Annotated in this window: 16 protein-coding genes; 6 read left to right on the forward strand and 10 right to left on the reverse strand. The window is 67.0% G+C overall.

The window, feature by feature from the left end:
- Window positions 1-21 precede the first annotated feature (21 nt).
- Window positions 22-1,119, reverse strand: a complete 1,098-nt coding sequence (locus BLU04_RS12960) for a LacI family DNA-binding transcriptional regulator (RefSeq protein ID WP_093286839.1) — start codon at window positions 1,117-1,119, stop codon at window positions 22-24.
- Window positions 1,120-1,179: 60 nt separating this feature from the next.
- Window positions 1,180-3,948 carry a [protein-PII] uridylyltransferase gene (gene glnD / locus BLU04_RS12965; RefSeq protein WP_093286842.1) on the reverse strand — a complete coding sequence of 923 codons (2,769 nt, stop codon included), beginning with the start codon at window positions 3,946-3,948 and terminating at the stop codon, window positions 1,180-1,182.
- Between the two features lie 171 nt (window positions 3,949-4,119).
- Between glnD and BLU04_RS12970 the strand changes: the two genes are divergently transcribed.
- From BLU04_RS12970 to BLU04_RS12995, 6 genes are all read left to right on the forward strand, one after another.
- Window positions 4,120-4,890, forward strand: coding sequence for a pyridoxine 5'-phosphate synthase (locus BLU04_RS12970; protein ID WP_093286845.1), 771 nt, complete (start codon window positions 4,120-4,122; stop codon window positions 4,888-4,890).
- Window positions 4,891-4,893: 3 nt separating this feature from the next.
- On the forward strand, window positions 4,894-6,033 hold the full coding sequence (locus BLU04_RS12975; RefSeq protein ID WP_093286848.1) for a DegT/DnrJ/EryC1/StrS family aminotransferase: 1,140 nt from the start codon (window positions 4,894-4,896) through the stop codon (window positions 6,031-6,033).
- Window positions 6,034-6,061: 28 nt separating this feature from the next.
- A complete protein-coding gene (locus BLU04_RS12980) occupies window positions 6,062-7,129 on the forward strand; it encodes a glycosyltransferase family 9 protein (protein WP_093286850.1) in 1,068 nt (355 codons plus the stop codon).
- Window positions 7,126-9,306: a thioredoxin domain-containing protein gene (locus BLU04_RS12985; RefSeq protein WP_093286853.1), complete on the forward strand. Its 2,181-nt coding sequence runs from the start codon at window positions 7,126-7,128 to the stop codon at window positions 9,304-9,306. Before BLU04_RS12980 ends, BLU04_RS12985 begins: the two co-directional genes overlap by 4 nt.
- 104 nt (window positions 9,307-9,410) lie before the next feature.
- Window positions 9,411-10,352 (forward strand): chemotaxis protein, encoded by a 942-nt coding sequence (locus BLU04_RS12990; protein WP_093286855.1) that lies wholly within the window; start codon window positions 9,411-9,413, stop codon window positions 10,350-10,352.
- 2 nt (window positions 10,353-10,354) lie between these two features.
- Window positions 10,355-11,998 carry a glycosyltransferase gene (locus BLU04_RS12995; RefSeq protein ID WP_093286858.1) on the forward strand — a complete coding sequence of 548 codons (1,644 nt, stop codon included), beginning with the start codon at window positions 10,355-10,357 and terminating at the stop codon, window positions 11,996-11,998.
- On the opposite strand, the gene BLU04_RS13000 is transcribed toward BLU04_RS12995, so the two are convergent.
- From BLU04_RS13000 to BLU04_RS13035, 8 genes are read right to left on the reverse strand one after another with little or no spacing between them, the layout of a single operon-like run.
- Window positions 11,995-13,230 carry a glycosyltransferase family 4 protein gene (locus BLU04_RS13000; RefSeq protein WP_093286861.1) on the reverse strand — a complete coding sequence of 412 codons (1,236 nt, stop codon included), beginning with the start codon at window positions 13,228-13,230 and terminating at the stop codon, window positions 11,995-11,997. The genes BLU04_RS12995 and BLU04_RS13000 overlap by 4 nt on opposite strands.
- Window positions 13,227-14,399 carry a UDP-galactopyranose mutase gene (locus tag BLU04_RS13005; protein ID WP_093286864.1) on the reverse strand — a complete coding sequence of 391 codons (1,173 nt, stop codon included), beginning with the start codon at window positions 14,397-14,399 and terminating at the stop codon, window positions 13,227-13,229. The genes BLU04_RS13000 and BLU04_RS13005 overlap by 4 nt, the downstream gene beginning before the upstream one ends.
- Before the next feature lie 31 nt (window positions 14,400-14,430).
- Window positions 14,431-15,423 carry a hypothetical protein gene (locus BLU04_RS13010; RefSeq protein ID WP_093286867.1) on the reverse strand — a complete coding sequence of 331 codons (993 nt, stop codon included), beginning with the start codon at window positions 15,421-15,423 and terminating at the stop codon, window positions 14,431-14,433.
- 48 nt (window positions 15,424-15,471) lie between these two features.
- Window positions 15,472-16,398 (reverse strand): NAD-dependent epimerase/dehydratase family protein, encoded by a 927-nt coding sequence (locus BLU04_RS13015; protein ID WP_093286869.1) that lies wholly within the window; start codon window positions 16,396-16,398, stop codon window positions 15,472-15,474.
- A gap of 43 nt (window positions 16,399-16,441) precedes the next feature.
- Window positions 16,442-17,644, reverse strand: coding sequence for a class I SAM-dependent methyltransferase (locus tag BLU04_RS13020; RefSeq protein ID WP_093286872.1), 1,203 nt, complete (start codon window positions 17,642-17,644; stop codon window positions 16,442-16,444).
- Window positions 17,645-17,667: 23 nt separating this feature from the next.
- Window positions 17,668-18,423, reverse strand: coding sequence for a nucleotidyltransferase family protein (locus BLU04_RS13025; RefSeq protein ID WP_093286874.1), 756 nt, complete (start codon window positions 18,421-18,423; stop codon window positions 17,668-17,670).
- A 20-nt stretch (window positions 18,424-18,443) separates the two neighbouring features.
- Window positions 18,444-20,390 (reverse strand): glycosyltransferase family 1 protein, encoded by a 1,947-nt coding sequence (locus tag BLU04_RS13030; RefSeq protein ID WP_093286877.1) that lies wholly within the window; start codon window positions 20,388-20,390, stop codon window positions 18,444-18,446.
- On the reverse strand, window positions 20,387-22,336 hold the full coding sequence (locus BLU04_RS13035) for a glycosyltransferase (protein WP_162274685.1): 1,950 nt from the start codon (window positions 22,334-22,336) through the stop codon (window positions 20,387-20,389). The genes BLU04_RS13030 and BLU04_RS13035 overlap by 4 nt, the downstream gene beginning before the upstream one ends.
- Between the last annotated feature and the right edge of the window lie 22 nt (window positions 22,337-22,358).

Raw genomic sequence — 22,358 nt, forward strand, 5'->3', positions numbered from 1 at the left:
GTTTTTTGCTTTGGGGCCGGGCTAATTCTTCGGCGGGAGCGATTCCCCGTCGACCCACTTGCCCTCGATCACCGAGGTGATGCCGTAGGGGGGGAAGCCCTTCTTCCGCAGCCGGACCAGGGAGATCAGCGTCCGGACCGCCACCTGCCCGATCGTCTCCATCTGGGGGCAAATCCCGGCGTCGGAGGTCCCGTCGTTGACGTTCATCGCCGCCAGGCCGATGTCGCGGGGCGCTTCGAGGCCGACGAGGCGAAGCATGTCCCGGATGCCGGGAGCGGCGGAGAGGATCGCGTCGGGCCGGTTCGCCCGGAGCCAATCGACGAAGCGTTCCTGCACCTCGGCGGGCGCGGCCCCCTCGGAAATCCAGAAGGGAGGCATGACCGATTCGGGACTCATCTCTCCCTGCGCCAGCATCGTGCCGGAGTAATTCAGGTAGGCCAGCTGGGAGGTGTAGCCGGTGGCCGGGCGATCGTGCCCCGTCTGCTGCGTCCGCCACTGGCCGACGAAGCCGACCCGCTTGTAACCCCGCGCCCGGATCGATTCCATGGCGAGGATGCCGTCGTGGATGTAGTTCGCGTCGATCTTGTGGAGCGGAAGGGCGAAGCCCTGGCCGACGCAGACGGCGGAGAAGTGGTTCCAGTCGAAGCCCGCCCAATCATGCTCCCGCTCGTGCGGCGGCAGGAGGATCGCCTGGATGCCCCGCGTGGCGAGGATCTGCTCCATCCGGGCGGGGGAACAGGTCTCGTCCCAGGCGACTTCCTCGAGGCGGTAGCCCTGGGCCTCGGCCTCGGCGAACGCACCCTTCCAGTAGGCGCGGATCTCGGAACGGGCGAGGAGGCTGGTCCGCTCGGCGCGGTTCCAGCGGGTGATCCATGCCATGCCGGAAACGACGGGGACGGGCGACTTCTGGTGCCGGTATTCGGCCAGGGCCGCGAGCATCGGATCGGGGCGATAGCCCATCTCCTTGGCGATTTTCTGAACTTCCTCCCGTCGCTTCGCGGAGATCCGGGGATGGTCTCTCAGGGCCAGGGAGACCGTGGCGTGGGAAACGTTGAGCCGCTTGGCGATGTCTCGAAGAGTTACTAAGCCGCTGGTGGAAGAAGTGAAATGTGAGATCATTGTCGTCTAGTTTTTCGACTAAACCAAATTAATCCCCCCCTGATGGTTCGGTACCAATGGTTACGCTATTTTCTTGCGAATGCAAGCAGCGATTCCCTCGAGGATCGAACTGTCTTCCAATTTCTTTCCAACGCCGTCGGTGAGATAGAAGGTGTCGAGCGCCGCGCCGCCTTCGGTGGTGATGCGGGCATACGCGATGTCGACGCCGAAGTCGTTCAGGCATTCCGAGACGTCGTAGAGCAGTCCGGGACGATCGGGCGTCTGGAGATCGAGGACGGTGTACTCGGGATGTTCCTTCAGGTTGAAGGCGAGCCGGTGGGGGAAGCTCTCCGCGTCGAGGCCCTGGAAGGAGCGCCGCGCCTTGCGGTCGAAGAATTTCTCGCAGTCGAAATCGTCCTCGCCGAGGGCGCGCTCGAGGATCTCGGAGAACTTCTTCTTGTCGCGCTCGTCGGTCACCGCCTCGTAGCGGGGCGTGCAGAAGCGGAAGGTGTCGATGACGATATTGTCGTCGCGGGTGTAGATGTCGGCGCTGAGGATCGAGCAGCCGATGGCGGCGACGGCCCCGGTGATCTTCGAGAAGATCCGCTCCCGATCCCACGAGATGAAGACAACCTCGGAGTAGCCCTCCTGCGGGAAGTCCCTCCACTCGATGAACGGGGCGAGGCCCGATTCCCCGCCGAAGATCTGGCGGCAGAGGAACTCGTGGATGTAGCCGATGTGATCGGCGATGATCTCGTCCGGGATGGAGCGGAAGTAGCGGGGCGGCAGCTTCGAGAAATGGGCGTCGACCTCGCCCGGATCGATGTCCTTCCCGACGAGGGCGAGGACCTTCCCCTTCAGCTCGTCGAGGGTCTTCCGGGCGGCGGCCTGGAACTCCCCTTCCCCGGCGAGGACCGAGGTCGTCTTCCGGTACATCTGCCAGAGGAGGAGCTCCTTCCAGTCCGACCACTGCTTCGAGGAGCCGGTCCCCTCGCTGTCGGCGAAGGTGAGGAGCATGAGGAGGTCGAGCCGTTCCTGGCTCTCGACGATCCGGGCGAAGTAGATGATCGTCTCCTCGTCGTCGGGATTCTTCTTCCGCGCCGTCTCGGCCATCGTGAGGTGGTGGTCGACGAGGAAGACGAGGGTGGCGAGGTCCTGCGGGGAGAACTTGAACCGCCGGGCGACCTTCACCGCGTTGACGGCGCTCTCGTCGCTGTGATGGCGGCTGTTGGCCGATTTCCCCGTGTCGTGGAGGAGCATCGCGAGGTAGAGGACGTGGGGCTTGTCGATCTTCTGGAGGAGGGCCGTGTAGCGGTTGAACGGGGCCTCCTTCGCGTCGAGGATGCGGTCGAGCATCTCGAGGCAGACGAGGGTGTGCTCGTCGGCGGTGTAGCGGTGGAAGAACTCGTGCTGGACGAGGCAGGTGAGCGGGGCGAATTCGGGGAAGAGCCGCCCGAGGACGCCGAGCTCGTGCATCCGGCGGACGATCCGGCCGACCTTCCCCTTGCTGCGGAAGATGGCGAGGAGGATCTCCCGGACCTCCTTCCGGTAGCGGAAGATGCGGTCGATGTGGCGGAGGCGGCGGCGGATGCGGAGGGCGAGGCGCGGCCCGATCTCGGCGTCGTGCTGCTGGGCGATGAGGAAGACGCGGACGAGGAGGAGCGGGTCGGCGCTCAGCTCCTCGGGATCGGCGATCTCGAGCTCGCCGTTCTTCAGCGTGAAGACGTCGATCTTCTGCGTCCGCCCGTCGCGCCGGAGGAACGACCACTTCGACTTCTTCGGCACCGCCTCGGCATCGACCCCGGAGATGCGCCGGGCGAGGGAATTGCAGATGAGGTAGATATTGTGGGAGTGGCGGTAATACTCCTTCATCAGCGCCTCGGTGCGGAGGAGGATGTTCGCCTGGGGATAGCGGAGGCTGTTCGCCACGCGGCCCTGGAGCTCGAGGGTCAGCTGGTCCCCGGCCCGCTTCTGGAGGTAATGCATCTCCGTCCGGATGCGGTGGATGAAGTCGTAGGCGCTCTCGATCTGCTTCCGCTCCGAGGGATAGAGGAGCTTCGCCTCCTGGAGGCCCGCCATGGTGCGGATGCCGCGGGAGACGTTGGCCACCCAGAGGAGATTCTGGAAGTCGCGGAGGCCGCCGCAGCCGTTCTTCACGTTCGGCTCCTGGACGAAGACAGTGCCGCCGAATTTCTCGTGGCGGGAGTTCTGCTCGTGGACGCGCCAGGTGAGGTACTGCTCCTGGTGGCCCTTGATGCACTCCTTCACCAGGACCTTCTCGAAATTGCGCCACAGCTTCTCGTCGCCGCAGAGGAAGCGGCACTCCAGCAGGGAGGTCTTCGTCTCGAGGTTCGCGTTGGCCTCCTCGACGAGCTCGTCGAGGGTCCGCACGGCATGGCCGACCTTGAAGCCGACGTCCCAGAGCATGTAGAGGACCTGCTCGACCATCGCCTCGACGACCTTGTACTCGGTCTTCCGGCCCTTCGTGTAGAGGAAGAGGATGTCGACGTCGCTGCCGGGGTTGAGCTCCCCGCGCCCGAAGCCGCCGACGGCGGAAAGGAGCATCTCGGGGTTCTTCGCGCCCTCGCCGAACTGCGCTGCGTCGCTAACGTGCTGGACGGCCCGCTGCCAGACCTCGCGCAGGAGGATCGTGATGAGCTGGGCGCGGCGGCGGCTGATCTCGCGGCCGCTCTCGCCCGAGGCGTGGGCAAGCTTGAGGCGGTGTTCCTCCAGCTTGAGGAAGCGGCGGTAGAGGTCGAGCCGGTCGGTCGGCTTCTTCTTTCCCTCGGTTTCGGCCAGGAGCTTTTTCTCGGCGTGTCGGAGAACTTTTTCGAGATAACTCAGGGCCATTGCAGGATCGTTTTTGGATCGTTTCGCCTACCAAAGTAAACGACTCTCCCTGATCCGAAAGCGTAAAATGCATTCGTTTTGCCTCCTTTGGACATCCTTTGGGCGGGAAGCCCCCGAAAAGGCGCTTTCCCCTTTAAAAATAGACGAAAGCTTCTATCGTGAACCTCTTCCATGATCCGCCTCGGACTCAATATCGACCACGTCGCCACGCTTCGGCAGGCCCGCTACCGCCATGAATCGGATTCCGCCCATGCGGAGCCCGATCCCGTCCCCCTCGCCCTCCTCGCCGAGAAGGCCGGAGCGAAGGGCATCACCGTCCACCTCCGCGAGGACCGCCGCCACATCCAGGACCACGACGTCCGGCGCCTGCGGAAACAGATCAAAACCGTCCTGAACCTCGAGATGGCCGTCACCCCGGCGATGGTCGCCTATGCGCTGAAGCTGAAGCCGGAAGAGGCCTGCCTCGTCCCGGAGAACCGGCAGGAAATCACGACCGAAGGGGGCCTCGACCTCCTCGGCTCGGAGCGCCGCGTCGCCAACGCCGTCGCCCGGCTGGTGAAGGGCGGCATCGTCCCGAGCCTCTTCATCGATCCCGATCCCGGGCAGATCGACGCCGCCGCCCGGATCGGCGCGCCCTGCATCGAGCTCCACACCGGGGCCTATGCCAATGCCCGGACCGCCGCCGCGATCAGGCGGGAGCTCGAACGCCAGTGGGCCGCCGCCGAGCAGGCCCACGCCCTCGGCCTCCAGGTGAACGCCGGTCACGGCCTCCATTACCGGAACCTCGCCCCCTTCATCGAGACCGTCCCCCATCTCCACACGCTGAACATCGGTCACTCCATCGTCGCCCGCGCCGTCGAGGTCGGCATGGCCGCCGCCGTGAAGGAAATCGTCGCGATCCTGAAGGCCAAGGCCCAGGTCAAAGCCAAAGCTCGGAAGTAAGCCATGAAAGTCCCCCTCCTCGACTTCTCCCGCCAGGACGCCGCCCTCACCGGCGACCTCCGCGCCGCCTTCGAGCGGGTCCTCGCCAGCGGCCAGTTCATCATGGGACCCGAGGTCGAGGCCCTCGAGCGGGAATGCGCCTCCTACCTCGGCGGAGGCGTCGAGGCCATCGGCCTCTCCTCGGGGACCGACGCGATCCTCCTCGCCCTCATGGCGCTCGGGATCGGCCCGGGCGACGAGGTGATCTGCCCCGCCTACACCTTCTTCGCCACCGCCGGATGTGTCTCCCGGACGGGGGCGACGCCGGTCTTCGTCGACGTCCTTCCCGGCTGCTTCACCATCGACCCGTCGCAGGTCGCCGCCCGGATCACGCCGAAGACGAAGGCGATCATCCCCGTCCACCTCTTCGGCCAGTCGGCCGACCTCGAGGCGACCCTCGAGATCGCCAACCGCCACCGGATCCCCGTCATCGAGGACGCCGCGCAGGCGATCGGCACCGAGTTCGAGGGCCGGGCGGTCGGCACCCTCGGACTCATGGGGTGCTATTCCTTCTTCCCGACGAAAAACCTCGGCGCCCTCGGCGACGGCGGCCTCCTCGTCACCCCGGACCGCGCCCTCGGCAAACGCCTCCGCGCCCTCCGCAACCACGGGATGCATGTGAAATACCATCACGAGAGCGTCGGCGGGAACTTCCGCCTCGACGCCCTCCAGGCCGCCTTCCTGCGGGCGAAACTCCCCCGCCTCGACGCCGCCCACGAGGCCCGCCGCGCCAATGCCGCGCTCTACGACAAGCTCTTCGCCGAAAGCGCCCTTCCCTTCGCCTCCCTCCTCCTCCCCCGCCTCTGCCGGGGCAGCCACATCTACAACCAATACGTCATCCGCCTCCCCGCCGAAGGGAACGGCCGCAGCCGCCGGGACGCCCTCCGCCAGCACCTCGCCGACCAGGGGGTGACGACCGAGATCTACTACCCCATCCCCCTCCACCTCCAGGAGTGCTTCGCCCCCCTCGGCTACCGGCCCGGATCCCTTCCCGTCTCCGAGGCGTTGGCGCAGGAAACCCTCGCCCTCCCGATCTTCCCCGAGCTCCGGCCCGAGGAAATCGCCTTCGTCGTGAGGGAAATCGCAACTTTCCTCAAACCGTAGCGTCTCGCAACGGAGAGATGAAGGAGAGATGAACCCGCCCCGCCGCCTCCTGATCGTCCGCCCCGATCGCGTCGGCGACGTCATCATCGCCTCCTCCTGCCTCGCCCACGTCGCGGCGGCCTTCCCCGAGGCCGAGGTCTTCTTCGCGGCGCGGCCCGTCATGGCCCCGCTCTTCCAGGACCATCCCAGCCTTGCCGCCGCCGGATTCTTCGCCCTCCCCGATCCGCGCGCCACCTTCGTCGAACGGGTCCTCCTCCTGCGGCGAAAGCTCAAGGAAGGCCGCTTCGACGCCGTCGTTTCCCTTCATCCCGATCCCGCCCTGAACCTCGCCGCGCAGCTCGCCGGGATTCCCCGCCGGATCGGCTATGGGAGCGGCTGGACCGACTTCGCCCTCACCGGGGCCGTCCCCGACCGCCGGAAGGAATTCCGCATGCGGGAGGCCTCCTACAACTTCGATCTCCTGAAACCGCTGGGCATCGCGGCCCCGGAGGAAGAATCGCTCCGCGCCGTCGTCTCCCTCCCCCGGGCTTCGCGGGAAACGCTCGACCAGAAGCTCGGGGAGGCCGTCGCCGGGCGGCTGAAGCACTACGTCTGCCTCCATCCCTCGGCCTTCTCCCCCATCGCGCGGTGGCCCGTCGCCCACTACCTCGACCTCGCCCTCCGCCTCCGTGCCCGGCACGGCGCCGCCATCGTCCTCGTCGGCCACCAGTTCGACGATCCCTCCCACCGGGAGTTCCGCGCCGGAGCCCAGGCGGCGAATCTCCCCTTCGTCGACCTCACCGGGAAGATCGACCTCGCCGAGTTGGCGTGGCTCCTGCGCGGGGCCCTCGCCCTCGTCACCCGGGACACCGGCCCCAGCCACCTCGCCGCCGCCGTCGATTGCCCCGTCGTCGTCCTCTTCGGCCGGGTCGAGGCCCCCTACGGGCCGACCCGCTGGGCGCCCCTCGGCAACCGGGTCGAAGTCCTCCGCAGCCGCGCCGTCCGCCGCGCCGGGGAAGCCCGCGACGCCTTCTTCCGCCGCACCTTCGCCGAGATCCCCGTCGACGAGGTCGCCGGGGTCCTCGCCCGCCTCCTTCCCTCCTCCTCCCACGCATGAACGCCCTCGCCCACGAAAAGAGCCCCTACCTCCTCCAGCACGCGGAGAATCCCGTCGAATGGCTCCCGTGGGGGCCCGCCGCCTTCGCGAAGGCCCGTGCCGAGCAGAAGCCGATCTTCCTCTCGATCGGCTACTCGACCTGCCACTGGTGCCACGTCATGGCCCACGAATCGTTCGAGAACGAGGCGACCGCCCGCCTCCTGAACGACGGCTTCATCCCGGTGAAGCTCGACCGCGAGGAGCGGCCCGATGTCGACCGCCTCTACATGGCCTACGTCCAGAGCGCGACCGGCCACGGCGGCTGGCCGATGAGCGTCTGGCTGACCCCCGACCTGAAGCCCTTCTACGGCGGCACCTACTTCGCCCCCGACAGCCGCTACGGACGGCCCGGTTTCCCCGACCTCCTGCGCCGGATCGCCCAGCTCTGGAAGACCGAACGCGACGGCATCGTCGCGCAGAGCGAGCGGTTCTTCGCCTCTCTCGCCGAATCGGCCGAGGTCCCCTCCGACGGGACCGCCCTCCAGCCCAAGGTCATCCTCGCCGACGGCTTCGACACCTTCCGCTCCCGCTTCGACGGGCGTGAGGGCGGCTTCGGCCAGGCTCCGAAGTTCCCCCGCCCGGCGATCTTCGACTTCCTCTTCCGCCACGCGGCCCGGCTCCGCCGGGAGAACGCCTCCACGGCCCGGGCCGCCCTCGACATGGCCCTCTTCACCCTCGACAAGATGGCCGCGGGCGGCATGCGGGACCATCTCGGCGGCGGCTTCCACCGCTACTCCGTCGACACCTTCTGGCACGTCCCCCATTTCGAGAAGATGCTCTACGATCAGGCCCAGCTCGCCCTCGCCTACACCGAGGCCTTCCGCATCACGGGCGAGGAACGCCACGCCGTCGTCGTCCGGGAAACCCTCGACTACCTCCTCGACGAGATGGCCCATCCCGAAGGCGGCTTCCACTCCGCCGAGGACGCCGACAGCCTCCCCGAGGGGAGCGCCCCCGGCGGCCACAAGGTCGAAGGGGCCTACTACGTCTGGACCGACGAGGAGATCGTCCGCCATCTCGGTGCCGACGTGCCCCTCTTCGCCTACGTCTACGGCGTCGAGAAAGGGGGCAACACCCCGCCCGGTTCCGATCCCCACGGCGAGTTCGTCGGCCAGAACGTCCTCATCCGCCGCCACTCCAGCGCCGCAGCCGCAGCCCGGTTCTCCCGCTCCGAGGTCGAAGTCGAGATCGCCCTCGCCGCCGCCCGCCGCACCCTCCGCGCCATCCGCTCGAAGCGTCCCCTCCCCCACCGGGACGACAAGATCCTTACCGCCTGGAACGGCCTCGCCCTCTCGGCCCTCGCCGTCGCCGCCCAGGCCCTCGGAGAACTCGAACCCGAGCCTCGCTACCGCGCCGCCGCCGAACGGACCGCCGATTTCCTCCTCACCCGCCTCCGCCAGCCCGGGACGGGCCGCCTCCTCCGCGCCTACCGGGAGGGACCCGGCACCGTCGAGGGCTTCGCCGAAGACTACGCCTGCCTCATCGCCGGGCTCCTCGACCTCTACGAGGCGACCTTCGAGAACCGGTGGCTCTCCGAGGCCGCCGCGCTGCAAAAACAGATGGAGGCCCTCTTCTGGGACCCCGCCGCCGGGGGCTACTTCGCCTCGGCCGGGGACGATCCCTCCCTCCTCCTCCGCATGAAGGAAGAATACGACGGGGCCGAACCGGCCGCCAACTCGGTCGCCGCCGGGAACCTCCTCCGCCTCCACCGCCTCCTGGGGGACGAGGCCTACCGGGAACGGGCCGAGGCGATCTTTCGCGCCTCCCGCCGCATTCTCGAGCGCGCGCCCGAGGCTGCTCCCCGGCTGATGGCCGCCTTGGAGGAGGCCCTCTCCCCCGCCCTCCACCTCGTCATCGTCGGCCCGTCCGAAACCGGGGACGAAGGAACCCGCGCCCTCCTGCGCGAGGCCCGCCGCCTCTTCCTTCCCCAGCGCACCCTCCTCCGCTTCGTCCCCGGGGAGCCGATCCCCGAGGTCTTCGGCCGACAGGCCCCCTTCTACGCGTCCCTCCGTTCCCTTGATGGCAAACCCACCGCCTTCCTCTGCGAGGACTTCGCCTGCCGACTCCCCACGAGCGACCCCGTAGTACTACGCAATATGCTTGAAAAGCATTCCCATTCCTCGACCGAGGTGATATAGAAACCGACGCGCCCTTGGGGGGCCTATGCCAGAGCGCCAGTCAAAGCCAATCGCCAACATCCCAACCTGACACGCATCGAAAGCGTCAAATAAGCGTCACCACTATGGCCCAATCGGACATCCTCCTCGAAGTCGGAACGAACGAGCTCGAGATCATCGAATTCACCGTCGCGGGACGCCACTACGGCATCAACGTCGCGAAGGTCAAAAAGGTCGTCCACTACCAGCCCTCGATGTTGACGCAGGTCAGCGAGGTGCCGCACGGCGTCGAGGGGATCATCTACTTCCAGGGGAAGCCGATCCTCCTCGTCAACCTCCGCTCGATCCTCTCGATCGAGGGCGAGGCCCCGCGCGACGACCGCCGCCTGGCGATCATCACCCAGTTCAACGACATCATCTCCAGCTACCTCATCGACGGCGTGAACCGGATCCACCGCCTCTCCTGGAGCAAGCTCCAGCCCTTCGAGGACGTCATCCCCGGCTCCACCGCCTCCGTCACCGGCACCATCACCATCGGCGACCGCGTCATCATGCTCCTCGACCTGGAGCACCTCATGTCGAAGATCGTCCCGGAGAACAGCATCCACGCCTCCTCCGCGACCGCCAAGGGGATCTCCCACCGGGGCGAGCGGAAGAACGTCCGCATCCTCTTCGCCGAGGATTCGTCGATGATCCGCAAGATGACCTCCGGCCAGCTCCACGAGGCCGGCTTCACCAACATCCAGCTCTTTGAAAACGGCAAACGGGCCTACGACCACATCTCGGCCGAAGTCTCCAAGGCGATCAGTGAGGGCAAGGACCCGAACGGCCTCTTCGACCTCCTCCTCACCGATATCGAGATGCCGATGATGGACGGCCTCACCCTCTGCAAGAACACCCGGGAGACCCTCGGCCTGAAGACCCTCCCCATCGTGATGTACTCCTCCCTCATCAACGAGCAGATGGCCGCGAAGTGCCGCACCGTCGGCAGCACGGCCCACATCAGCAAGCCGCGGATCGACCAGATCGTCGCCATCATCGACCAGCACTGCGGCGTCGCCGCCTGAGCATGGCAGCCGCCCCGGTTCCAATACCTGTACTGATCGCGGCCGACCCGAAGCAGGTCGACCTCGCTGCCTTTTCCTCCCACCTGCGGGAGAGCGCCGGGCTCCCCCTCGACATCATCCCCGTCCCCGGCGGCCCCGCCGCCGTCCGGGAAGCCCTCCTGGCCCGCCGGGGCGGCACTCCCGTCGTCGTGGTCGATCCCGCCGTCGGCATGGCGACGAAAGATTGGCTCCCCCTCTTCCTCGACCGGCTGAAGGCCGATCCCGCCCTCGGCCTCGTCGCCCCGAAGATCTACGACCGGGTCGGCCTCATCCTCTCCTGCGGCCGGACCGTCGTCTCCGCCCTCGGCCCCCGGGACCACTTCGCGAACATCGGCTACGGCGAATCGGAGGCCGACAGGTTCGCCCGCTTCACCGAGGTCGACGCCGTCCTGCCGTGGCTCTTCGTCATCCGTCCGGAGGCCCTCGCCGCCCTCGCCGCGACGCCCGATCCCATCGGGGCCGCCCTCGCCGGTTGCTCCGCGCCCGACGCCACCCCCTTCTCCCTCTTCGGCGACGACCTCTGCCTCAGTGTCCGGGCGGCGGGCTTCACCGTCGCCGTCGATCCGGCCGTCCTGGTCGTCAACATTCACCGGAATACCTTCGACGAGCTCAACCGCCTCCAAGTCCCCGGCACCGTCCCCGACCTCGACGAGCGGACGATCAATCTCTGGAAGAAGAAGTGGCGCTGGAACCCTTCCCATCCCGATCTCCACGCCGTCCGCGCCCGCTGGGGGGAGACCCCGATCTGCTGGAGGATCGGCAAGACCCTGCTCGACGACTGGAAAGGCCTCGACCATCCCGCCGTCGATCTCCTCATGGTCACGCGGAACAACATCCCCCTCCTCGAAAAGACCCTCGCCTCCCTCGCCGCCACCACCTACCCGGACCGCCACCTCGTCCGCCTCTTCGTCCTCCTGAACGGCGATACCGCGGGGAGCCGCGCCCGGATCGAGGCCTTCGGGAAGCAGGGCTCCGCCCATTCCTTCCCCTTCCGGATCGAAATCATCGAGACCCCGGTGAACCTCGGCTTCCCCGCCGCCTTCAACTGGCTCCTCTCGGCCTCCGACGCCCCCCTCGTCGCGAAGCTCGACGACGACATCGAGATCCAGCCCGACTGGCTGACCCGCATGGTCGACCGCCTGCGGGAGCACCTCTACGCCGGAGTCGTCGGCGGAAAGGTGCTGAACCACGACGATCCTGAGACGATCCAGTGGGCCGACTACCGCCTCTGGCCCGGCGGGAGCAACAACCAGGGGACGAAGGACACCGGCCAGCACAACCACCTCACCCGCACCATCGCGAACATGGGGTGCTGCCTCCTCTACCGCCGGAAGGCCTTCGACAAGGCGGGCGGCATCGACGTCGCCCTTTCCCCCGGCTCGTGGGACGACCTCGACCACCAGATCGCCCTCCGCGCGGCCGGCTACGACGTCCTCTTCGACGGCCACATCGCCATCCGCCATCCCTTCAAGCGCCTCCGCGACCATTGCCGCCGGACGCGCGGGAACATGATGGGGAACGGGACCAAGGTGAACCTGAAATGGGGCGTCGGAGCCTTCCAGGTCATCGACCGCGGCCTCGACGAGGCCGGACGTTTGATTCCCTAAGCCTTGCGCTTGGCCCGCGCCGCTTCGATCCACTGCCCGTAGAGGGCGAAGACGGCCTCGAAGTGATACTGCTCCGCCAGCGCGCGCGCGGCCTTGCCCAGCGCCTCGCGGCGGGGCGCGTCGGCCAGCAGCTCCCGGACGCGGGGGATCAGCTCCTCTTCCCGGTCGATCATCACGGCGCTGTCGCCGTCGACCACCGGATAACCCCGCGCCCCCTCGGGCGTCGTGATCACGGCCTTGCCGTAGGAGAGGGCCTCGATGAACTTCAGGGAGCTTCCCGTCCCCGCCCGGAGCGGCACGAGGATCATCGTCGCGAGGTGATACATCGCCTGGAGTTCCCGGTCGCTGAGGACGCCGAGGGAGATGAAATTCCCGTTCCGTCCCGCGCCGCAGCAGCCCCCGGCGACGACGAAGGTGCACTCCGGCACCCGGGGAGCGATCCCCATGATGATCTCGACCGCCTTCCTGTTCGCGAACCAGGTGCCGCCGACGAAGAACGCGATCGATCCCTCGGGGAGCTTGTACTTCTCCCGCATCGCCCACAGCACCTTCTCGTTCGGCGTCTCGGCCCCCTTGCGGCAATCGATCGGGTTCGTCACCGCCTCGGCAGGGAAGCCGTCGGCGACCATCCCGGCGGCATCGGCGCGGGAGACGGCACAAAGATGGTCGGGGAAGGAGAACGCCTCGTTCTCCATCGCCTTTACCCACGGGACGAGGCCCGGATCGGGGCAGGTCAGCGCCAGCACGTCGTACGCGGTGAGGACCGAGGTCGCCCCCGCCTTCCGGCAGAGCGGGACGATCCAGCGGGCCCAATAGGGGTACTCGATGAAGACGATGTCGGCCCCCTCGATGATCCCGGCGATCTTCGCCATCATCGCGGGGTTGTTGAAGAGGCGGTAGAAGCTCCAGACGATGTCGATCCCGGCCCGGGTCATCCCGATGAGCTTCAGGTCGCCCTCCTTCTTCTGGTCGGCGAGGAGGTAGAGCCGCAGCGTCACCTCGCAGAGCGCGGCGTCGACGCCCCCGCCCGGCGTCGCCTCGTTGCGCGGGGTGAGGTCGTAGGGGACGAAGTTCCAATGGACGTTTCCGTCGGTCCACTCCTTCCCCTCGTCGGGGACGAAGACCTCGAGCGAATCGACCCGCTTCCCCACGTACTCGACCATCTGGGAGAACCGGAGCGTCGCCCCGGAGGGGAACCGGGTCGTGTGGGGATAGAGGATCGCCGCCTTCATGCGAGGACCTTCTCGTCGGCGATCGAGAACCGGGGCCAGGCCGCCCCCTCGCCCGCCGCCAGGAGGCGCTCCGCGTAGACGAGGCTCTCCTCGACCACCATGTGCATGTCGAGATAGCGGTAGGTGCCGAGCCGTCCGATGAAGCTCACCTTCGTCTCCCGCCCGGCCTCCTCGACGTAATGGCGCAGGGTCGCCATGTCCCGATCGGAGCGGATCGGGTAATAGGGATCGTCGGCCGGCCCCGTCGCCTTGCTGAACTCGGTCGAGACGAGCGTCTTTTCGTGGCTCTCCCACGGGGTGTAGTGCTTGTATTCGATCTTCCGGGTGTACGGGACATCCTCGGCCGTGTAGTTGAGGCAGACCGTCCCCTGGGCGTCGCCGTCGAGGCGCTCCTGGCTCCAGTAGACCGTCCGGTAGGAAAGCCGCCCGTGCCGGAAGCCGTAGCAGGCGTCGATCGGCCCCGACCAGAAGAGGTGGTCGAACTCGCTCCCGTTCACGACCGGGTCGCGCTCCAGCCCCTCGCCGAGGCGGACCTCGATGGCGGGATGGTCGACGATCTTCTCGATCATCGGCGTGTAGCCGTGGAGCGGGATCCCCTGGTAGATCGACTGGTAGTAATCGTCCCGGTAATTGAAGCGGAGGGGGAGCCGCTTGATGATCGAGCCGGGAAGCTCGGTCGGCTCGCAGCCCCACTGCTTTTTCGTGTAGCCGTGGAAGAAGTTCCGGTAGAGGGCCTCGCCGACGAGGCTCAGCGCGACCTCCTCGAAAGTCCGCTCGTTCCCCGTGCGGAACGGCGCGCCGAGCTCGCGGACGAAGGCCTCGGCCTCCTTCGGGGTCATGTTCTTCCCGAAGAACTGGTTGAGCGTCATCAGGTTCACCGGCAGGGAGAAGATCCCCTTCGGCGTCACCGCCCGGACGCGGTTGACGAAGGCGCCGAACTCGGTGAAGCGGTTCACGTAGTCCCAGACGGCCTTGTTGCTCGTGTGGAAGATGTGGGGGCCGTAGGTGTGGAGCATCACCCCGGTCGCCTCGTCGCGCGCCGTGTGGCAGTTGCCGCCGAGGTGGGGCCGCTTGTCGAAGAGGACGCAGCGGAACCGCCCCGTGTCGGCCAGCTGCCGGGCCAGGACGGCGCTGCTCAATCCCGCACCGGCGAAGGCGATCGTTTTCATCGATGGAAAAACTAGTCGAGATGAACGGGCTTTAATCGGCGTAATGGATCAGCCGGGTTCCCTCTTCCTCGAAGCCGAAGGGCACATGCATCAGGCCCGGCAGGCTCGCCTTCACCGCCTCCTGCTTCTCCGGGGGAACGAAGAGGAGGAGGAAGCCGCCGCCGCCCGCGCCGAGGAGCTTCCCGCCGATGGCCCCCTGTTCCCGGGCCGTGGCGTAGGCGGTGTCGATCAGGGAGTTGCTGACCCGCGAGGAGAGGCCCCGCTTCAGCATCCAGCCCTCGTGGAGGAGCTCGCCGAAGGCGCGGATGTCGTGCTTCGCGTCGCAGAGGATCTCTCCCCCTTCCCGCGCCTGTTCCCGCATCCGCGCGAGGGAGGCGCCGTTGACGGCGACCTTCGCCTCCTGCTCGCCCAGGATCTCGTTCGCCGAGCGGGAGATGCAGGTGAAGAAGAGCATCAGGTGGGAATGGAGGAACGCCTTCCGCTTCGGGCAGACGGGGAGGCGGTCGACCCGGAAGGTCGTCTCCTTGTTGAAATGGATGTGATTGAGCCCGCCGATGGCGGCGACGACCTGGTCCTGGCTGCCGACCCGCTCCCCGATCACCTTCTGCTCGATATGGATCGCCTCGCGGGCGAGGAAGTCATTGCTGACCAGCTCGTGCTTGAAGGCGTGGAGGCCGTGGAGGAGGCCGACGGTGAAGGCCGAGCTCGAGCCGAGGCCGGTCCGCGCGGGCAGGTCGGCCATGGCGAAGATCTCGACCCCCGACGCGATGCCGAGGTGCTGCAGGCAGCACCGGGCGCTCGGGTGCTCGATCTCCGCCACTTCCTTCACCAGTTCCGACTTCGAGTACCCGATATGGATGCGGTGCTCGAAGAACGCGGTAAGGCGGTTGACGGTGATGTAGATGTACTGGTCGATCGCGGTGCTCAGCACCTCGCCGCCCTGGTCGTTCTCCTCGTAATAATTCGGATAATCGGTGCCGCCTCCGAAGAAGCTGATCCGGAGGGGAGTGCGGGAAATAATCATCGTCGTGCCTTTGCTGGGTGCGGAGTGGTTTGGAAATGAGGGGAAACCTTAGGAAGCCGGGGGAAGGACCTTTTCCTTGTTGTCGAGGAACCAGCCGATCGTCTTCCGCAGGCCCGTCTCGAGGGGGGTCTGGGTCCAGCCGGGATGGATGCCCTTCAGCTTGTCGATATCGAGGCACTTCGACTTCGCCCCGACGTAGCGGGAGGTGTCGTAGGAGATCTTCGCGGCGTCGTAGCCGACCTCCTCGCAGATGAGCCCCGCGAAGTGGCGGATCGGATACTCGATCCCGCTGCCGATGTTGATGAGGTCGTTCTCCCGGCTGTCGGCCAGGAAGAGCATCGCCTCGATGAAGTCGTCGACGAGGACGATCTCCCGTCGCTGGGTGCCGTCGCCCCAGAGGACGACCTCCTCCCCGTAGAACTTCGCGCGGAGGATCTTCCGGATGAGGTCGAAGATGAAGTGCATCTGCCGCCCGTCGGTGTGGTAGCCGGAGCCGTAGAGCGTCGAGGGGACGAGCGTCAGGTAGCGCATGCCGTATTGCTTCTGCAGGGCCAGCTGCCCGGCGTAGAGCATCCGCTTCGTCATCGCGTAGGTGAAGAGCGATTCGATCGGCTCCCCGACGAGGTAATAGGGCTCCTTCAACTCGAGGTCGGGCGCGTAGGCGCAGCTCGTTCCCATCGAGATCATCTTCGCCTGGGGCTGGAGGCGCTGCCACCAGGAGAGGACGTTCGTGTTCATCTCCTGGTTGATGATCCACTGCTCGCCCGGGTGGTGGAGGCAGAAGTCGCCCGCCTGGGTCCAGGCCGCGAGGTGGAAGATCCGGTCGAACTTCCCCGCATAGCCGTCGAGCGCGCCCGGCTTCCGCAGGTCGGCCTCGCGCGAGGTCGGGGAGACGACAGTATGGCCCTGGGCCTTCAGCGTGGCGAGGAGGTGCTGGCCGAGGAAGCCGCCGCCGCCGGTGACAAAGATATTCATGATGGAATCGGTTTTAAATGGAGTGAAACGATCAGGCTGGCTCCTAGCTTCCCTCCGCCTCGACGGGGAAGAAGAACTCGATCCCCTGGGCGATCAGGGCCTGGTTCCGGGCGAGGATCTCCTTCCGGAAGTTCCAGGCGAGGACGTAATAGACGTCGGGCTGGCCGGGGTACTCCCCCTCGATGTGGACGGGGATGTGCATGCCGGGGGAGTAGAGGCCGCGCCGGAGGGTGTTCTTCTCCAGCAACACCTGGACGAGGTCGGGGCCGACGCCGAAGTAGTTCAGCAGCGTGTTCCCCTTCACCGGGGCGCCCATGCCGAAGACCTTCTTCCCCTCGGCCTTCTTCGCGCGGAGGTAGGCGAGATTGCGTTCCTTCATCGCCTCGATCCGCTTGGCGAAGGCCTGGTAATATTCGATCGTGTTCGCCCCGGCGGCGTTCTCCTCGGCGATGGCGGTCGCCAGGCGCTCGGCCTGGGGCCGCTTCCCGGGATGGCCGACGAAGCCGATCATCGAGCCGCCGTGGATCGGCGAGAGATAGGCGTCGAAGAGTTCGAGGCCGTGCCGGGAGAGAAGCTTCTTCAGCGTCTCCAGGTTGTAGTAGAGGAGGTGCTCATGATAGATCTGGTCGAAGGCGCAGTTCTCCGCGATCCGCTTCATGTAGAGGAACTGGACGACGAAGACGCCGTCCTCGGCGAGGGAGAGCTTGATCCCCTCGGTGACGGAGTGGAGTTCCTCCAGGTGGAAGAAGACGCCCGAGGCGTTGATGACTTCGTATTTCCGGCCCAGCTTCTCGGCGGTCTCCTTGTTGAAGAAGGCGTGGAGGGTGTTCAGCCCGTTCTTGTTCGCGATCTCGGCGGGCATCGTCGACGATTCGACCCCCTGCACCGCGTAGCCGAGGGCCTTGTAGTGGCCGATCTGGGTGCCGTCGTTCGATCCGATGTCGAGGATCGCCTTTTCCTTCCGGTCCTTGAAGAAGCGGTCGTCGACCTCCTGCGCGATATGGGCGAAGTGGTCGCTCAACGTCTTCGTCATCCCGGAGAGGTAGGTGTGGTCGGCGAACATGATCTCCTTCTTGACCGTGTAGTCGAGCTGGGCGGTCGAGCACGCCTTGCAGAAGACGACGCGGAGGGGATAGAAGGGCTCCTTGCCGACCTGCTCGGCCGTGAGGAAGTGGTTGCACCACGGCTGCTCGCCGAGGTCGATGACCGGTTCAAGGTTCGTGGAGTCGCAGACGCGGCAGATCATGGGGATGGGAGGGTCGGGGGGGGTTAAGCGAAGAAGGAGGAATTGGAAGCGATGAAGGTCTCAGCCTGGCGGAGGGTCTCCGGCGTGCCGATGTCGAGGAACGGGGTCGAGGAGGGAAGCGGGGCGAGGCCGAGGGAGGTGCCCCCCGCCAGCAGGCCGGGGAAGACCTCGGTCTCGAAGCTCAGCGGCTTCCCGGCGGGGAAGGAGGCGAGTAGCTCGTAATGGAAGAGGTAGACCCCGGCGCTGATCGTCCCGGGTCCCGCGTTCTCCCGTTTCTCGGCGAAGCGGGTGATCCGGTCGTTCACGCCGACGGTGATCGTCCCGTAGCGGGAGGCCTCCTCGACGCGGAGGCCGAGCAGCGCCCCGCCGTTCTTCCCCGCGGCGGCGAAGAGCGGCGCGAGCGGCCCGAGGGCGAGCGAATCGCCGTTCAGCACCAGCCATCCCTCGGGGGAGAGCCCCGAGGCCTCGACGGCGTGGAGGAAGCCGCCCGCCGTGCCGAGGGGCTCCGGCTCGGCCACGCAGGCGAGCGTCAGCCCGGGCAGGCTGAGGGTCTTGAAATGGGCCTCGATCGCCTCGGCCTTGTATCCCGCCGAGATCACGACCCGCCCGATCCCCTGGGCCAGCAGATAGCGGACGACCCATTCGATGAAGGGCTTCCCCGCCGCGGGAGCCATCGGCTTCGGCAGGTCGGGAAGGAGATGGCGGATGCGGGTCCCCTGCCCTCCCGCGAGGATGACGGCGACGACGGCGGATGGGGCGATGGAGGGAAGTTCGGGCATGGGGCGGAAGGTCGCGTGATTTAAACTGATTTTGTAACCGAAGGCGATGGCCATTGCAGCCGAGTTTTTCCGCCGAAAAGGGCCTCGGCCATCTGGCGGCGGCTTTCGTCCCACGTCAGGATCGGCATCCCCCCGGAAGGCTGGGCCGTCTTCGCCGCGAGCGCGGGAATCCACGCCTCCAGCGCCCCGGCGAGGGCTTCCGGGGCGGCCCCGGAGAAGTAGGTGGCATGGCCTCCCGCGACCTCGCGGAAGACGGGAAGATCGCGGACCAGGATCGGCAGCCGATGCCGGGCCGCCTCGATCAGCGGCAGGCCGAAGCCCTCCCCCTCGGAGGCCATCAGGAGGCCCGAGGCGGTTTCGTAAAGCTTGAGGAGCATCTCGTCGCTCGCGACCTGGAACCAGAGGAGGCGGCGGCCCGCCTCGGGATGCTTCTCCATCGCCTCCCAGAGCGGCTCCAGCGCCCACCCCTTCTTCCCGACGATGACGAGGTAGGCGTTGACCCCCTTCTTCCAGAGGAGCTCGAAGGCCGCCAACGTCTGAAGATATCCCTTCCGGGGCTCGACGGTACCGACCATGAGGACCATCGGCAGCCGCTTCAGATGGGCGAGCGCATTCTCGAAGCCGTCGGGCACCCCGTCGGTCGGGATTCCCGTGTCGAGGTCGGCCCCGAGGTGGAACCAGTCGATCTTCAGGGGCTCGGCCCGCTCGGGCTTGTTGTGGTTGAGCCAGCGGGCGAGGTCGCTCGCCACGCTCTTGGAGATGCAAAGGAAGCCGTCGGCGATCTGGGCGGTCGCCCGGAGCCAGTTCTCGTAGAGCGGATGGGTTTCCGGGAGGAACCATTGGCGGTGGAGGATTGGCAGGAGATCGTAGACGACGAAGTAGAGCCGCACCCCCTGCCGCGCGAGCTTCACGCAGAGATTCGCCGTCGGCACGAAGTGATAGATCCCGAGGTCGAGCTGGAGGAAGAGGTCGCCGGGTTTCCCCTCGACCGGCTCCTCGATGATTCCCGCGTCCGATTCCTTGCGAAGCCGGGCCTTCAGCTTCCGCGCATAGCGATAGACCCCGTCATCGCCGACGTAGACCGGCTCGGTCCGATAACCCTCGGGCGGGCAGCGGAGGAACTCGCTGACCAGCCCGGCCATCACCCGCTCGATCCCCGTCTGCCGATAGGTCCGGGCGAGGCGGTGGATATCGATCAGGAGCTGCCGAGGTTCCGTTCCGGGGAGGGGCGGCACCGCCTCCTCCGATCCCCGCGCCTGGGCCAGCAGCTTTTCAAGGACCGCCGCGCGGACGCGGAGGAGCACCGATTCGCTCGCCGCCCCTTCCAATCGCTGGAGCGCGCCGACCAGCTGCTGGGTCCGCTGCCGGGCCATCTCGTGGGCGACCCATTCGGAATGGCGGACAAAATCGTCGAAGACGCCGGGAGGGAGCGAAAGGGGCGCCCGCAGCGACGCCTCGCGCTCCTTCGGAAGATAAAAGCGGTTCACCCCGTCGAAGTGGACGAAGAGATAGTCGCCCGCGGCGAGCGCCGCCTCCCAGCCGAAAGAGAGAGCCATCCGCCCGTCGGGCTTCACGGCGCGGACGACGATCACCCAGGGACGGAGGAGCCGGAGATCGATCCCGGCCAGCGTCGCCGCGATCGGCTGCTCCTCGCCGTCGAGGTCGATGCGGAGGAAGTGGATTTCCCCGGCCTTCCGTTCCGCGCAGAGTGCCTGCAACTCCCCCGCCGTCGAAGGCAGGGAGCGATAATTGCCGTCCTCGGGCCGGGCCGCCTGGAGCTTCTGCCAGAGAGCCTCGCGGGGCTCGATATTGATGCCGCGCCAGCCCATCCCATAAAAGGAACAGGTCACCGATCCCTCCTGCGGGTCGCCCGCGCCGATATCGACGTAGAAGCCGCGATCGACCGACCGGAGGGCGCGGCGAAGGATCACATCCTCGAAGTTCCGCGCGTGGGAAAGAAAACTCATGACGCCCCTCCCCCGGTTCCATCAGCCCCGGCAGGACCGAGGAGGACGTTCAGGAACGAATCGGGATTGTGGTAGGCGAGATAACCCTCGCGCAGGCGGAGGACGTTTTCGCGCAGGGTCGGGAACTCCCGCTTCGCCTTCAGGATCGCCTCGGCGAGGGAGGCGGCGCTGCCGTCCTCGAAGAGGACGCCCGCGCCGGAATCGCCGAGCTGGCCGCTCATCCAGGTCCCCTCGGTGACGACGACTGGCTTCCCGTTGGCGACGGCCTCGGTGAAGATCCCCGAGGTGCGGGAGAAGTAGGCCGTCTTCTGGTAAGGGATGAGGACCACGTCGGCGCTGGTGAGGAGCTCGTGATATCCGGCCTCGTCGAGGGCGCGGTCGACCAGCGTGAGGTTCTCCCCGGCGATGCGGCGAAGGGCGGCGAGAAAAGGCTCCATCGACTGGTGATGGCGGCTTCCGATGAAGGCCTGGAGGACGAACTCCATCTCGGCAAAATCGGGACGCTGGGCGAGTTGCGCCACGGCGAGGGCGACGAGGGGGATCCCCTTCTCCTCCCGGGCGTCGCCCAGGATGATGAAGCGGAGCCGTCCTTCCTTCTTCGGGGGCAGACCCGCCGTCCCCTTCCCCTCATGCGCCGAGGGAAGCGGGACGGTGTGGGGAATCGGGACGACCTCGATGGGGAGCGAGGTCCATTGGCGGTATTCCTTCGCCAACCCCTCGCTGTCGGTGACGAGGCGGATCCGCCTTCCCTGGGCCACGGCCACCTGCTGGAGCGCGGCGAAGCCCTGGGCGAGGAAGAACGAATTCGAGTGGAGCGCCAGGCTGCCGTCCGGCGCGGGCCGGTAGTAGGTCATGCGGAAGAAGAGGACCACCTCGGGACAAAGCCCGGCGGGCCAACGGGCCAGCAGCCAGCTCCAGGCGAGCAATTGCCGATGGTCGAGGGTCGGCATGAAGAGCGTGTCCGAGGTGGCGACCTGCGGGAGGGCGTGCGAGAGATCGTGATAGAACTCGATGTTCGCCATCGCGAAATCGTACTGGGCGTTCCCCTCGCCCGGCGTCCCGGCCTCGGGATGGCGGAAGAGCTCGTCGAGATAGCCGTGGCGGAAGGTCGGAACGGCCCGCAGCTGGGAGGTGATCTCCGGCGCGATCCCCTGCGCCCCCAAGGCGAGGAAAGAGATCCCGGCCCGCTGCGCCGCATCGGAGATCGACTTCGCGTAGTTGAAGAAATGACCGTGGATGATCTTGAGCGTCGGATCGAGGAGGACGAGGCCCCGCTTCCGGGCGGCGGCGGCGGGGAAGCGCCCCCCGGTCAACCTGGCCAAGGCGGCTCCGTAGGGCGCGCCGCGTTCGGCGTCGGTCCCTGCCCCTTCCGGGAGGGCCTCCCCCGCAACCCCGTAGCGGACGAAGAGGTCACGGTCCTGCGCCGAGCGGAAGAACAGGGCATCGGCCTGCCGGAAGGCCTCGACCTCGCTGATGACGAAGAGCTTTTGCGCCTTGGAATGCCCCGCCGCGCGGCAGCAGGCCCCGTGGGAAGTGAGGAGGAGCGGCTTGCCCTGGCGCTTACAGAGAGGGCCGACGCTCCGCGCCCAGAACGGCTCGTCGAGGAGGACGACGTCGGCGGCCGAGATCGCCGCGTCGAGGGCGGCCTCGAAGGGGGGATGGTCCCGATAGACCTGGAAGCGGAGCAGGAGGATCAGTTCCTCGCGGCTGAACCCCGCATAGGCCTCCTGGCTCGAAAGGCCGTCGACGATCCCCGCGATGTTGCGAACCGCGTCGGGAGGGAAGAAATAGGTGATGCGAAGGTCGGAGAAGACGAGCGGGTCCCGGTAATCGGGAAGCAGCAGAGAGACTTCGGCTCCGCCCGCGCTCAGGTAACGGACGAGGGCGGTCAGCCTTTCCCAGGCCTCGGGCTTTTCCCCCACCGCCCAGGGATGGAGGAGCAACACTCGGAGAGGTCCCTCAGAGTGG

Source organism: Verrucomicrobium sp. GAS474 (assembly GCF_900105685.1).
GTDB lineage: Bacteria > Verrucomicrobiota > Verrucomicrobiia > Methylacidiphilales > GAS474 > GAS474.